We start from the raw sequence: 13,552 nt of genomic DNA on the forward strand, positions 1-13,552 counted from the left end.
GGAAGAGCTCCCGAGGGACTCAACCGCCCTCCTCGGCTCGCCCGTCTCCCCGACCTCGGCGAAGGGCGTCGGACAGGGACGAACCGGCGTCCACGGCCTCGCGCACCAGTTCCTCACGCACCGAGTGCGCGGCCTCGACGCTGAGCAGGCTGTCGTCGATCTCCTCGGTGCGCATCGTGTCCTGGGACGAGGACAGCGCCAGGTCGGCGTAGTCGGCGGCCCGGTCGGCGATCTCCTGGCACTGCTCCCACTCGCGGTGCGCGGTCACCGCCGCGTGGACGCGCTCGCCGTAGCCTGCCGGCACGGCGACCCGCTCGGCGAGGGCCGCCTGGGCACGGGAGATCGCCTCCTCCTGGGGGGCGAGCGCCCGTGTGACCTTCTCGGAGACCGCTTCGCGTTTGCGCAGCAGCAACTCCCTGCGCAGGGAGCGCAGGCGCAACAACTCCTGGGACATGCGCCACTCCTCCTCGCGCAGCAGGGGCAGGGTGTGGCCGGCGTCGAAGGAGGAGCCCAGCACCCTGATGCCCTCCTCCACCCGGTCGGTGGCCTGCTGGAGCAGGGCGAACAGGTGCGCTTCGGGCTCCTCCCGACGACCGGCGTGGTGGGGGCGTCCGAAGTCCTCCGGCAGTACGTAGTGGTCGGTGTTCTCCGCCGCAAGGCGTGCGACCATACCGGGACGCATGATGGACCCGGCTCCGACCGCTGCGGCCGTCAGGTAGAGGACGGCGGTGGCGGGATCGCCGGGCACCACCGCGCCGAGCGGACCGACGAGTTGTTCGAGCAGCCCTCGGACGCCGAAGACCCCGAGGAAGGAAGCGGGCAGGGCCCAGAAGGCGTGCATGATCACGTCGGCCCAGTCGTCGCTGAAGGAGTTCCTGAGACAGAGCAGGCCGATGACGGCCACGGTCGTGCCCAGGCAGAGCAGTGGCAACAGAAGGGCGTTGGCCGCCGGAAAGAGCAGGGCGAGCACGGCGAGGGAGGAGCACCCCGTCGCGGTGAGCGCGGCCCCCTGCCGCCATGTGGGCCCCCGGGAGGGGCGGGCCGAGGCCGGGATCAGCCTCTCGGGACGGGCGCGTAGACGTGCGGCCACGCGGGGTGGAAGGTCCGGGTCGAAGGTCGGTCTGGAGGGGTGTGGCACGGCTGGCACCTCGCTTCGGACACAGCGCTGGTTCCGATGGTAACCCTGTACCCCTCGGCCGGCCGGGGATGTCCCAGGCGGTCTGTAGCGTTGGAGGATGAGGAACACGCGGGCGTGGGGTGGCCCGCGGCGCGAGGGGAGAAGAGGCGACGTGCGACCGGTCAGCGACATCAAGCGCAGTGAGGCGCCCTTCGAGGTGGTCTCGGAGATGACCCCCGCGGGGGACCAGCCCAAGGCGATCGCCGAGATCAGCCGGCGAGTGAAAGAGGGCGAACCGCACACCGTGCTGCTCGGCGCCACCGGTACCGGCAAGACGGCGACCGTGGCCTGGACGGTGGAACGGCTACAGCGACCGACCCTGGTGATGCAGCCCAACAAGACCCTGGCGGCGCAGTTCGCCAACGAGCTGCGCCAGATGTTGCCCCACAACGCGGTCGAGTACTTCGTGTCGTACTACGACTACTACCAACCCGAGGCCTACGTCCCCCAGAGCGACACCTACATCGAGAAGGACTCCTCGATCAACGACGAGGTCGAGCGGCTGCGACACTCGGCGACCAACTCCCTGCTCACCCGCCGGGACACGATCGTGGTCGCCTCGGTCTCGTGCATCTACGGTCTGGGCACCCCCCAGGAGTACGTGGACCGTATGGCACGGCTGGAGGTGGGCATGGAGGTCGAACGTGACGACCTGCTGCGCCGCCTGGTGGAGATGCAGTACTCCCGCAACGACGTCGCGTTCACGCGCGGCACCTTCCGCGTGCGCGGCGACACCATCGAGATCATCCCGGTCTATGAGGAGCTGGCGATCCGCATCGAGATGTTCGGTGACGAGGTCGAGCGCCTGCTCACCCTGCACCCGCTCACCGGTGAGGTGCTGGGGGAGAGCCGGGAGATGTTCATCTTCCCCGCCTCCCACTACGTGGCGGGCGAGGAGCGCACCGAGCGTGCGATCGCCTCGATCGAGGCGGAACTGGCCGAGCGGCTGTCCGAACTGGAGGCCCAGGGCAGGTTGTTGGAGGCCCAGCGGCTGCGTATGCGTACCACCCACGACCTGGAGATGATGCGCCAGTTGGGCACGTGTTCGGGTATCGAGAACTACTCACGGCACTTCGACGGCCGTGAACAGGGCAGCCCGCCCCACACGTTGCTGGACTACTTCCCCGACGACTTCCTGCTCGTGCTGGACGAGTCGCACGTGACCGTTCCCCAGATCGGTGCGATGTACGAGGGCGACGCCGCGCGCAAGCGCACCCTGGTCGAGCACGGGTTCCGGCTCCCCTCGGCGTTGGACAACCGACCGTTGAAGTGGGAGGAGTTCGTCGAGCGGATCGGGCAGACCATCTACCTGTCGGCCACGCCGGGCCGTTACGAGCTGGGGCAGAGCGGCGGCGACGTGGTGGAACAGGTCATCCGCCCCACCGGCCTGGTCGATCCCGAGGTGCGGGTCAAGCCCACCGACGGACAGATCGACGACCTGGTGCACGAGATCCGCGTGCGGGCCGAGCGCGAGGAGCGGGTACTGGTCACCACGCTCACCAAGAAGATGGCCGAGGACCTCACCGACTACTTCACCGAACTGGACATCCGCGTGCGCTATCTGCACAGCGAGGTGGACACGCTGCGTCGGGTGGAGCTGCTGAGGGAGCTGCGGATGGGCGAGTTCGACGTGCTGGTGGGCATCAACCTGTTGCGTGAGGGGTTGGACCTGCCCGAGGTGTCGCTGGTGGCGATCCTGGACGCGGACAAGGAGGGTTTCCTGCGTTCGGAGACCTCGCTCATCCAGACGATCGGCCGCGCGGCGCGTAACGTCGCGGGCCAGGTGCACATGTACGCCGACAACGTCACCGACTCGATGCGGGCGGCCATCGACGAGACCAACAGGCGTCGGGAGAAGCAGTTGGCCTACAACGCCGAGCACGGGATCGACCCCACTCCGCTGCGCAAGCAGATCGCCGACATCCTGGACGCGCTCAACCGCGAGGCCGTGGACACCGAGGAGCTCATGGCCACCGGTTACCGGGGAGCCGCCAAGGGCGGACGTTCCCCGGTGCCCGCGCTGGGCGAGCGTTCGGCGGAGGTGTCGAACATGCCGCGAGCGGAGTTGGCGGGGCTCATCGAGCAGTTGAGCGAGCAGATGCACCAGGCGGCGGCCGATCTGCAATTCGAACTGGCGGCCAGGTTGCGTGACGAGATCGCCGAGCTCAAACGTGAGCTTCGCGGCATGGACACGGTCGGGTTGAAGTGAGGTCCGACGGCATGGGGCGGCGTTTGGGGCCTTCCGAGGTCCGAAACGGCACTCCGGTGCGTCTCGGGTCGTGAACATCTCGACAACGATGAGGTCGCGCGGTTACCTCCACGTGACATACTCTTGGCCTCGCGCAAGCTGTATGTCGCAATTGCCGGATGTCCGGTCGTGGGGGGAACATGAAGGTTCGGCTTCTGGTGGCCGTGGGTGGTTGCCTGCTGCTCGCCTCCCCTGTCTCCGCCTGTGGTCTGGCCTTCGGCGAGGAGGACCTCGAACAGCCTCGCGGTGCCCCCGGTACCGGTGACACCGCCGACGAGGCCGTCATCCCCGACCACAACGTCAGCGACGACGAGAGGCTGATCGTCGTCGACGACGGTGCCCGGGTGAGCGAGGACTGCGCGAACCGCGAGGTCATCGTCACCGCCGACCATGCCGTCGTGGTGCTGCACGGTGGTTGTGGACTGGTGCGCGCCACCGGCCGCGGCTCCACCGTCGACGTGGGCTCGGCGGACAAGATCGTCCTGATCGGTGTGGACAACACCGTCTCCTTCTCCTCCGGTGACCCGGAGGTCATCAACCACGGGCGCAACACCACGGTGACCGAGGGCGGCGTCGCCCGCGAGTGAGCCGTGCGACCCCGGTTCCGTCGAGGGTCTCGTGACGCTGGGACCGCCCCGGCGCCCGAGGATGGTCCTTGATCCGTTACCGTGGTGCGCGTCTGTTCGCGTCATGTTCGGCGGGCACGCGGGTGAGGTCGGAAGAGCGCGGCGACGCGGAGTGAATTATTGATTACAATCGGCGGTTTCGTCTCTTTGGTTGTGTCTGAGGCGGTACGGTCGATTCATTCCGTCTGCGGTGCAACCGGTCCCGCCAGGGCGGCGTGATGGTCGAGCGCGCTGCACGCGCCGTCCGGTGCCGGTCCGAGACCGCGCGTTCGACGTGAGGACCCGCTAGGGGAGGGGTGGATGAGCGGTTATGTCGCGCGGGTGCGGCATGATGAGTCGCCCGGGGGCGACATCGGCCTGCACCCGTTGGTGTGGTCGGCCGCCCAGCGCTGGGCCGCCGCGGATCCCCTGTTGCCCGAACCCGTGGGTTTCGCCCCCGGTTCCTATCCCCTCCTGACCGTCAGCGACGAAGAGGGGCGCGAGGTCGCCGCGGGCACGATGCACTACACCTGGTACCAGCCCGGCGAGGTGGGGCGGATATGGGGCGTGCCCGACCAGCACTGGCTCACCCCCATCGTCGGCGGCCCCGACCCCGCGCGAGCCCTGGACTCCCTGCTGACCAGTTGGCGCGACCAGCTGGAGGAACTGCCGACCGGAACCGGTTCGGAGTCGGCGGCCCTGGTGAGCTGGCCCGCCCGTGACGTGTGCGGCATCATCCCCCTCCAGCGTCACGGCCTACAGCCCTACACCGTGCTGGCCGCCCGGCCGCGTCGTCGCGGAGTGCCCCCGTCGCTGCCGCCGCGCGATGTGACGATAAGGCTGGCCGACCGCAGTGATCTGACCCAGGTGGTCGGCCTCCTGATGGAGGAGCACCGCTACGAGCAGCACTTCGGCGGGGTCTTCCTGCAACCGGACACGGCCGAGCAGACCCGCAAGGTCGCGGCGCGCGCCCTCAACCGGTCCCGTTCCTGGATCTGGCTGGCCGAACGGCGCGGTCGTGCGGTGGGACTGATCTGGGTCTCCCCGCCCGAACGCTCCCGCTGGGCCAAGTCACTGGTCAACGCGCGTCCGATCGCGCACATCGGCTACGGGGTCGTGGCCGCCGAGGAGCGCGGCAACGGGATCGGCACCGCGCTGGTGAGCCAGGCGCACCAGGCCCTGGACAGCCATGGTGTGAGTGTCTCGGTACTCAACTACGCGGCGATGAACCCGCTGTCGGGGCCGTTCTGGCACCGCATGGGTTATCGCCCGGTGTGGACGACCTGGGAGGTCCGCCCCGCGCTGGCCCTGCGTTGACCGGGGACGTGCCACGGGAGCCCCCGCCGTGGTCACTCGCGGCGCCGGGAGCGCACGGACACGGAACGCCGTGCGGTGCGCGGACGCCGCGGCGAAGGAGAGCGGGGCGCAAGAGCAGCAGGTGGCGCGTGGAAGGTGAGGGACGATGACCGTGGACGACCGTGGACCCGAGGGTGCCGAGCACGTCGAGATCGTCGAGGTGGGGCCGCGTGACGGGCTCCAGAACGAGGCGAGGACGCTCTCGGTGGAGGATCGGATCGCACTCATCGACCGCGCGGTGTCCGCCGGGGTCCGCCGTATCGAGGCGGTCAGCTTCGTCAACCCCAAGCGGGTCCCCCAGATGGCCGGAGCCGAGGAGATCATGGCCGGCGTCAAGCGCGCGCCGGAGGTCTCCCACATCGGTCTGGTACTCAACCGGCGAGGCCTGGACCGTGCGGTGGCGGCCGGGGTGTCGGAGGTCAACGTGGCGGTGCCCGCCACCGACGGCTTCTGCGTACGGAACCAGGGGTGCACGGTCCAGGAGATGCTCGACGTCCTCACCGACATCGACACCGCGCTCGCCGGGACGGGCGTTCCGCTGAGCGTGACCGTCTCCACCGCCTTCGGCTGCCCCTTCGACGGGGAGGTCCCGCCAGAACAGGTGGTGGAGGTGGTCCGTCGGGTCGCCGACACCGGTGCGGTGGAGATCGCCCTGGCCGACACCATCGGCGTGGGCGTGCCCCGTCAGGTCACCGACCTGGTGGCCCGGGTGGGCGAGGTCGCCGGAGACCGCAGGTTGCGTTGCCACTTCCACAACACCCGCAACACCGGTTACGCCAACGCGCTCGCCGCCGTGGACGGGGGGGTCAGGGTGCTCGACTCCAGCCTGGGCGGCTTCGGCGGATGCCCGTTCGCACCCGCCGCGACCGGCAACATCGCCACCGAGGACCTGCTGTACATGCTGCACCGCAGCGGCCTGCACACGGGAGTGAGCATGTCCGACGCCGCCGCCCTGGGTGCGTGGATGGGCGAGCGACTGGACAAGCGGCCCCCCGCCTACCTGGGGCGTGCCGGGGGGTTCCCCGCCTGAGAAGGCCGCCGCGACCCGGCCCCGTGCCGCCGTCACCGCGTCGTGTCCGTATGGCGTTCGTCTCCCGCCGTCGAGGTGGGGCGCGGGCCGAACTCCGCAAAGCCGCTGTGGGAGAGCCTTTCGGGCCGATCCCACCGGTGAGGGGAGGGAGGCGACGAGGTGCACGGGAGGTTTCCCGGTGTGGACGGACGGGTGGCCTGTTATCCTGGTGCCCCGTGGAGTCCGGCGGCCGGAGCGACGGCCCGACCGCCCGCAACCGGACCGCCGCACGGCCGCTCAGCCCGAGCCGAGCCCGCCGTAGCCACTCGAACCACGGGAGCATCACTTTGGCATCCGCCGCGAGTACCAAGCACCTCTTCGTTACTGGCGGCGTCGCCTCCAGTCTCGGCAAAGGCCTGACCGCTTCCAGCCTGGGACGACTCCTGAAGTCGCGCGGCCTACGTGTCACCATGCAAAAGCTCGACCCCTACCTCAACGTCGACCCCGGGACCATGAACCCCTTCCAGCACGGAGAGGTGTTCGTCACCGACGACGGGGCCGAGACGGACCTGGACGTGGGCCACTACGAGCGTTTCCTGGACACCGAGCTGTCCGCCACGGCCAACGTCACCACCGGCCAGATCTACTCCAGCGTCATCGCCAAGGAGCGCCAAGGCGCCTATCTCGGCGACACCGTGCAGGTGATACCTCACATCACCAACGAGATCAAGGCGCGCATCTACGCGATGGACGCCCCCGACGTCGACATCGTCATCACCGAGATCGGCGGCACGGTCGGCGACATCGAGTCACAACCCTTCCTGGAGGCGGTCCGTCAGATCCGCCACGAGATCGGTCGGGACAACTGCTTCTTCCTGCACGTGTCCCTCATCCCCTTCCTCGGTCCCGCCGGGGAGATGAAGACCAAGCCCACCCAGCACTCCGTGGCCGCCCTGCGCAGTATCGGCATCCAGCCCGACGCCATCGTGTGCCGTTCGGACCGCCCCGTCACGCAGAGCCTGAAGTCCAAGATCAGCCTCATGTGCGACGTGGACGAGGCCGGTGTGGTCTCCACCCCCGACGCCCCCTCCATCTACGACATCCCCAAGGTCCTGCACCGTGAGGGCCTGGACGCCTACGTCGTCCGACGCCTCGGCATGCCCTTCCGCGACGTGGACTGGACCGAGTGGGACGAACTGCTGCGTCGTGTGCACCAGCCCGCCCACGAGGTCACCATCGCCCTGGTCGGCAAGTACATCGACCTGCCCGACGCCTACCTGTCGGTCAGCGAGGCACTGCGCGCCGGCGGCTTCGCCACCGACACCCGGGTCAACATCCGCTGGGTGGCCAGCGACAACTGCGCCAGCCCCTCGGGCGCCGCGGCCGAACTCGACGGCGCGGACGGCATCCTCATCCCCGGTGGCTTCGGAGTGCGCGGCATCGAGGGCAAGATCGGGGCCATCCGCTACGCGCGGGAGAACCGGGTGCCGCTGCTGGGCGTCTGTCTGGGCCTTCAGGCCATGGTCATCGAGTACGCCCGCAACGTCCTTGGCCTGGAAGGCGCCAACAGCACCGAGTTCGACGACAAGGCCCAGGACCCGGTGATCTCCACCATGGCCGACCAGGCCGACGTCGTGGCCGGAGAGCGTGACATGGGCGGGACCATGCGCCTGGGCATGTACCCGGCGGCCCTGGTCGAGGGCAGCCTGGTCCGCGAGCTGTACGAGGACGCGGCCGAGGTCTCCGAGCGACACCGTCACCGCTTCGAGGTCAACAACGGGTACCGTCTCCAGCTGGAGGAGGCGGGTCTGGTGTTCTCCGGCCTCTCCCCGGATGGCAAGCTGGTGGAGTACGTCGAACTGCCCCAGGACACCCACCCGTTCTTCGTCGCGACCCAGGCGCACCCGGAACTGCGCTCCCGCCCGACCAAGGCCAACCCGCTCTTCCGTGGCCTGGTCTCGGCCGCACTGGCGCACCGCAACGCCTGACCAGGGACGTAGGGGTGGGAAACGAGAGCGTGAGAGGCGGGATCCATGCCCGGTGACACCCCCACGACCCGCAACACGGGGGCGGACGCGAAGATCGCGGACGCCCCCGCGTCATGGCCGGTGGAACGGTCCGCCGAACGCTTCCGCAGCCCCGTGGTGGGCATGCGCACGGACTGGGTGCGCATGGTCGGCAGCGAGGGCGACGGCACGTCCGTGGCCGCCCGCGACTACATGGACCACCCGGACGCCGCGGTGGCCCTGGCCCTGGACGACGACGGCCGGGTGCTCCTGCAACGCCAGTACCGCCACGCCACCCGCCACACCCTGTGGGAACTGCCCGCCGGGCTGATCGACGTGCGGGGCGAGGGACCCCTGGCCACCGCCCGACGCGAACTGTTGGAGGAGGCGGGCCTGCGCGCCGGACGCTGGCACGAACTGGCCGACTTCTTCCCCTCCCCGGGGTTCTCCAACGAACGTATCCACGTGTTCCTGGCCCGGGACCTTGCGACGGTGCCGGCGGAGGAGATCGACTTCGAGCGCGAGCACGAGGAGGCCGACCTCGTCGCCGCATGGGTGCCTCTGGAGGAGGCGGTGCGGCTGGTCATGACGGGCGGACTGCACAACGGTGCGACGGTGATCGGCATCCTCGCCGCCCACGCCGCGGCGGCCGACGGGTTCGCCTCCCTGCGCGAACCGGGAGCCGCCTGACCCGTGGCCGAGGAACGCCCACCCCGGTCCGGTGCGCGGGAGCCGCTGGAGTCGGGACCGCTGGCCGACATGTGCTCGGCCTTCCTGGACCATCTCAGCGCCGAGCGTGCCCTGGCCGCCAACACCCTGATGGCCTACCGGCGCGACCTGTACCGCTACCGTTCCCATCTGGTCGCACAAGGGGTACGTGCGCCGGAGGAGGTGGACCGGGGTCACGTCGGCGGCTTCCTCAGGAGCCTGCGGGAGGGGGACGAGGAACACCCTCCGCTCAGCGCCGCCTCGACCGGACGTGCCCTGGCGGCCGTGCGCGGCCTGCACCGCTTCGCGGTACGTGAGGGATGGTCCCCGACCGATCCCGCCGCCGACGTCTCCCCGCCGTCCGCGCCGATGCGCCTGCCCAAGGCCCTGCCGTTGGCCTCGGTGGAGCGCCTGCTGTCCGCGGCCGGGCCCGCCGACGCGCCCGCCTCCGGCGAGCGAGCCGCACTGCTGGCCCTGCGCGACCGCGCTCTGCTGGAGGTGCTCTACGGCACGGGGGCGCGCATCTCGGAGGCCGTGGGACTGGACGTGGACGACGTCGCCGACGCGGTGGAGGACGACGACTCCGTGGGACTGGTGAGGTTTCGGGGCAAGGGCGGCAGAGAGAGGGTGGTCCCTTTGGGCTCCTACGCCCGACAGGCGCTCTCCGCCTACCTGGTGCGGGTCAGACCGACCCTGGCGGCGTCCGGCCGGGGCGTCCCGGCCCTGTTCCTCAACGCCCGCGGCGGCAGGCTCACCCGTCAGGGCGGTTGGGGGGTCCTGACGATCGTCGCCGAACGCGCCGGGGTCGAGGGCGTCTCACCGCACACACTGCGCCATTCCTTCGCCACCCATCTTCTCGACGGAGGCGCGGATATCCGCGTCGTCCAGGAATTACTGGGGCACAGTTCGGTCACCACAACCCAGATCTACACACTTGTCACGGTGGAACATCTACGAGAGGTGTACGCCTCGAGCCACCCCAGAGCACGGCGTTGAAAGGAACGACGATGCCGGGGGGAACGGACACACGGACGACCAGGGACGACGTCCTCGATTTCCCCCCGTGGCGAAGGCGTGGGATTCTACCCGTAGGTTTCATTGAAGTGCGACGTGTCGGCGTTCTAGAGTCGCCGCACAGCGGTACGTTGCTGTCGACATATTGAGTTTCCGACGGCGGCCAGGCCCAGGAGCACGGTGTCCCTTGGAGCCGCGGCCGATCCGTAGGGGAGGTCAAGGGTTGTGAACTGGGAGTACGACGAGGATGCGAACCCCGCGCCCGTCGGCGAAGAGGTGCTCGCCGACCCGGTGACCGACCCGTGGAGGACGACACGCAACACGGGGGTTGATCTGCACACCTCAAGACCCGAGCGAACCTATCCGGAACCCGAGCCGGTGGACGAACACGGCCCGGCACGGATTGTAGCACTCTGTAATCAGAAGGGCGGGGTCGGTAAGACCACCACGACGATCAACCTCGGCGCGGCGATCGCCGAGTACGGAAGACGGGTCCTACTGGTCGACTTCGACCCGCAGGGAGCGCTCTCCGTCGGCCTGGGCCGACTCGATCCGCGCGAACTCGACCTGACCGTCTACAACCTGCTCATGCAGCGGGACGTGGCGGTCGAGGACGTCCTGCTCAAGACCGACGTCGACGGCCTGGACCTGATCCCGAGCAACATCGACCTGTCGGCCGCCGAGGTCCAGTTGGTCGGAGAGGTGGCGCGCGAGCAGATGCTCGGCCGCGCGCTGCGACCGGTCATCGACGACTACGACGTGGTGCTGATCGACTGCCAACCGTCGCTGGGCCTGCTCACGGTCAACGCCCTCACCGCGGCGGACGGCGTCATCGTGCCGTTGGAGTGCGAGTTCTTCGCGCTGCGCGGTGTGGCGTTGCTCATGGACACCATCCAGAAGGTCCAGGAGCGGCTCAACGAGGACCTGGTCATCGACGGGTTCCTGGGCACCATGTACGACCCGCGCACACTCCACGCGCGCGAGGTCCTGTCCACGATCATCGACGGATTCGGCGACAAGGTCTACAGCACGGTGATCAACCGGACCGTGCGCTTCCCGGACGCCACCGTGGCGGGCGAGCCCATCACCAGGTTCGACTCCTCCTCGGCCGGGGCCAACGCCTATCGGGAGCTGGCCAAGGAGGTGCTGGCGAGGTGGCCTCTCAGCGGTCGCGGCGCGTGACCCTACCCGGGGCGGACGAACTGTTCTTCCGTCCCAGCGGCGCCGAGGAGGCGCCGGAAGAGACCGAACGCCAGTACACGGCACCGGAACGCAAGAGCAGGAAGGCCGAGTCGTCGACGCGCTCCGGTGGTGGGTCCCAGAGCAAGGCCAAGGGCACGTCCGGCACGAAGGTGCGCCGCGCGCCCAAACCGAGCGGACGTCAGCGTCATGACGAGAAGATCACCGTCTACATCTCCGGCCCCGAACTGCTGGCCCTGGAACAGACCCGGTTGTCACTGCGCGCGGAACACGGCCTGGCGGCCGATCGTGGTCGCCTCGTCCGGGAGGCCGTCGCGGTGCTGCTGGCCGATTTCGAGGAGCACGGATCGTCCAGCATGTTGGTACGCAGGCTGAGCGAGGAGTGACCGCCCGCACCGGTGTCGGAGGGGATACCGGTTCGGCGGAGGCGACGAGGGTGTCACCGGCGCATACGTGCCGGTGACACCTTCCTCGTAGGGGCGCGGACCAAGGGCGGCCGAACCCGGTCGCGGTGACCGGAGTCGGTGCTAGCTTGAGGAACGGCGGCCCGGGTGAGGGGACGCACGCGGCGACCCGTGGTCGGGACGGCGGTGTCGGGTTCGGATCACGTGCCCGAGGCGGAGCCGTGCGGTGGGGGAACGGAGCCGGTGCGGGGGCGGGCACGTCCGCGCCCCCGTCGGTTGGCACGGTCGGCGGCGAGGAGGACCCGATCCGGGGCCTGCCCCGTCCGGAAGAGAAGTCGGATGAGCGAGACGACGTGGGGCCGCTCTCATGGTGGTGGAACGCACATCGGTGGACGCCGAGACAGAGGCGGACGAGAACACCTTCCAGGTGCACCTGGACAACTTCGAGGGACCCTTCGATCTGCTCCTGGCGCTGATCTCCAAGCACAAGCTGGACATCACCGAGGTGTCCCTGTCAAAGGTCACCGACGAGTTCATCGCGCACATCCGGGCGCACGGCGACGGTTGGGACCTGGACCAGGCCAGCAACTTCCTCCTGGTCGCGGCGACCCTGCTGGACCTGAAGGCGGCCCGCCTGCTGCCACGGGGCGACGTGGAGGACGAGGCCGACCTCGCGCTCTTGGAGGCCCGCGACCTGTTGTTCGCCCGACTGTTGCAGTACCGGGCCTACAAGGAGGTCGCCTCGTTCATGCGCGAGCGTTCGTCGGTGCAGGGGCGCCGCTACGCGCGTGCCGTGCCGCTGGAGGAGCGTTTCGCCGGACTCCGACCGGAGGTGCTGTTCAAGCTGGGCCCCCAGGAGTTCGCCGCCCTGGCCGCGATGGTGTTCACTCCGAAGGAACCGCCCAGCGTGCCGGTCACCCATATCCACCAGCCCAAGACCTCGGTCCGGGAACAGGGCGAACTGATGGTCGCCCAACTACGTGAACACGGGAGCATGACCTTCGCCGAACTCACGGCCGCCTGCACCGGTACCTTCGAGGTCATCGCACGCTTCCTGGCACTGCTGGAGCTGTACCGGGCCGCCAACGTGGTCTTCGACCAACCCGAGCCCCTGGGCGAGCTGGTCGTGAGCTGGACCGGCGGCGAGGGCGAGGTCGAACTGGACAGCGAGTACGACGACGCCGGGGACCCGAAGGAGGAACACCGATGACCGCCGAGGACGTGGCGACCCCGGGGGAGGACGCCGAAGGAGCGGGGGAGGGCGCACCGCCCACACTGCGCCGGGACCTGGAGGCGGTGCTGATGGTGGTGGATCAGCCGGTGTCGGAGTACGACCTGGCCAGGGCCATGGACGTGCCGGTCACCGTGGTCTCCCGCACCTTGGAGGACCTGTCCCGGGAATACACCGCGCAGGGCCGGGGTTTCGACCTTCGCGCGGTGGCCGAGGGGTGGCGCGTGTACACGCGCCCCGAATGCGCCGACGTCGTCGAGCACTTCCTACGGGAGGGGCAGGAGGTGCGGCTCACCCAGGCCGCACTGGAGACGATGGCGGTGGTGGCCTACCGGCAACCGGTCTCCCGGGGCAGGGTCTCCGCCGTGCGCGGTGTCAACTGCGACGGGGTTATGCGTACCCTCGTACTGAGGGGCCTGATCGAAGAGGCCGGACACGACAACGAGTCCGGTGCGCTGCTGTATCGGACCACCTCCTATTTCCTGGAACGGTTGGGCCTGCGAAGCCTTGACGAGCTACCTGATCTGGCACCGTTCCTCCCCGACGACATCGAAGGTCTAGACGACACCGGTGAGCACACCTGACAACAGTTCC

Annotated in this window: 12 protein-coding genes; 11 read left to right on the top strand and 1 reads right to left on the bottom strand. The window is 69.2% G+C overall.

Annotation, left to right across the window (positions count from 1 at the left end; all coding sequences use genetic code 11):
* Positions 1-19: 19 nt before the first annotated feature.
* Positions 20-1,138, bottom strand: coding sequence for a hypothetical protein (locus PFX91_RS06550; RefSeq protein ID WP_285730199.1), 1,119 nt, complete (start codon positions 1,136-1,138; stop codon positions 20-22).
* Between the two features lie 151 nt (positions 1,139-1,289).
* Between PFX91_RS06550 and uvrB the strand changes: the two genes are divergently transcribed.
* From uvrB to scpB, 11 genes are all read left to right on the top strand, one after another.
* Positions 1,290-3,386, top strand: coding sequence for an excinuclease ABC subunit UvrB (gene uvrB / locus PFX91_RS06555; protein ID WP_285730200.1), 2,097 nt, complete (start codon positions 1,290-1,292; stop codon positions 3,384-3,386).
* Positions 3,387-3,565: 179 nt separating this feature from the next.
* Positions 3,566-4,012, top strand: a complete 447-nt coding sequence (locus PFX91_RS06560; RefSeq protein ID WP_285730201.1) for a DUF3060 domain-containing protein — start codon at positions 3,566-3,568, stop codon at positions 4,010-4,012.
* A 339-nt stretch (positions 4,013-4,351) separates the two neighbouring features.
* Entirely contained in the window at positions 4,352-5,347 is a 996-nt protein-coding gene (locus tag PFX91_RS06565) for a GNAT family N-acetyltransferase (RefSeq protein ID WP_285730202.1), read from the top strand.
* Positions 5,348-5,492: 145 nt separating this feature from the next.
* Positions 5,493-6,416, top strand: a complete 924-nt coding sequence (locus PFX91_RS06570) for a hydroxymethylglutaryl-CoA lyase (RefSeq protein WP_285730203.1) — start codon at positions 5,493-5,495, stop codon at positions 6,414-6,416.
* A gap of 326 nt (positions 6,417-6,742) precedes the next feature.
* Entirely contained in the window at positions 6,743-8,383 is a 1,641-nt protein-coding gene (pyrG, locus tag PFX91_RS06575; RefSeq protein WP_285730204.1) for a CTP synthase, read from the top strand.
* A gap of 45 nt (positions 8,384-8,428) precedes the next feature.
* Positions 8,429-9,091: an NUDIX domain-containing protein gene (locus tag PFX91_RS06580; RefSeq protein ID WP_285730205.1), complete on the top strand. Its 663-nt coding sequence runs from the start codon at positions 8,429-8,431 to the stop codon at positions 9,089-9,091.
* A 69-nt stretch (positions 9,092-9,160) separates the two neighbouring features.
* Positions 9,161-10,105 carry a site-specific tyrosine recombinase XerD gene (locus PFX91_RS06585; protein ID WP_285730462.1) on the top strand — a complete coding sequence of 315 codons (945 nt, stop codon included), beginning with the start codon at positions 9,161-9,163 and terminating at the stop codon, positions 10,103-10,105.
* 243 nt (positions 10,106-10,348) lie between these two features.
* A complete protein-coding gene (locus PFX91_RS06590) occupies positions 10,349-11,305 on the top strand; it encodes a ParA family protein (RefSeq protein ID WP_285730206.1) in 957 nt (318 codons plus the stop codon).
* Positions 11,302-11,709: a hypothetical protein gene (locus tag PFX91_RS06595; protein ID WP_285730207.1), complete on the top strand. Its 408-nt coding sequence runs from the start codon at positions 11,302-11,304 to the stop codon at positions 11,707-11,709. Before PFX91_RS06590 ends, PFX91_RS06595 begins: the two co-directional genes overlap by 4 nt.
* A gap of 385 nt (positions 11,710-12,094) precedes the next feature.
* Entirely contained in the window at positions 12,095-12,937 is an 843-nt protein-coding gene (locus tag PFX91_RS06600; RefSeq protein ID WP_285730208.1) for a segregation and condensation protein A, read from the top strand.
* A complete protein-coding gene (gene scpB / locus PFX91_RS06605) occupies positions 12,934-13,542 on the top strand; it encodes an SMC-Scp complex subunit ScpB (protein ID WP_285730209.1) in 609 nt (202 codons plus the stop codon). The genes PFX91_RS06600 and scpB overlap by 4 nt, the downstream gene beginning before the upstream one ends.
* Positions 13,543-13,552: the final 10 nt, after the last annotated feature.

The sequence above is a fragment of the Nocardiopsis sp. ATB16-24 genome, assembly GCF_030271535.1.
In the GTDB taxonomy this organism is placed as follows: Bacteria; Actinomycetota; Actinomycetes; order Streptosporangiales; family Streptosporangiaceae; genus Nocardiopsis.

Excerpts from the sequence above, each read along its gene's own strand:
- PFX91_RS06580 (WP_285730205.1), top strand. The coding sequence starts at position 8,429 with ATGCCCGGTGACACCCCCACGACCCGCAACACGGGGGCGGACGCGAAG.
- PFX91_RS06600 (WP_285730208.1), top strand. The coding sequence starts at position 12,095 with ATGGTGGTGGAACGCACATCGGTGGACGCCGAGACAGAGGCGGACGAG.
- PFX91_RS06570 (WP_285730203.1), top strand. The coding sequence starts at position 5,493 with ATGACCGTGGACGACCGTGGACCCGAGGGTGCCGAGCACGTCGAGATC.
- PFX91_RS06585 (WP_285730462.1), top strand. The coding sequence starts at position 9,161 with ATGTGCTCGGCCTTCCTGGACCATCTCAGCGCCGAGCGTGCCCTGGCC.
- scpB (WP_285730209.1), top strand. The coding sequence starts at position 12,934 with ATGACCGCCGAGGACGTGGCGACCCCGGGGGAGGACGCCGAAGGAGCG.
- PFX91_RS06565 (WP_285730202.1), top strand. The coding sequence starts at position 4,352 with ATGAGCGGTTATGTCGCGCGGGTGCGGCATGATGAGTCGCCCGGGGGC.
- PFX91_RS06560 (WP_285730201.1), top strand. The coding sequence starts at position 3,566 with ATGAAGGTTCGGCTTCTGGTGGCCGTGGGTGGTTGCCTGCTGCTCGCC.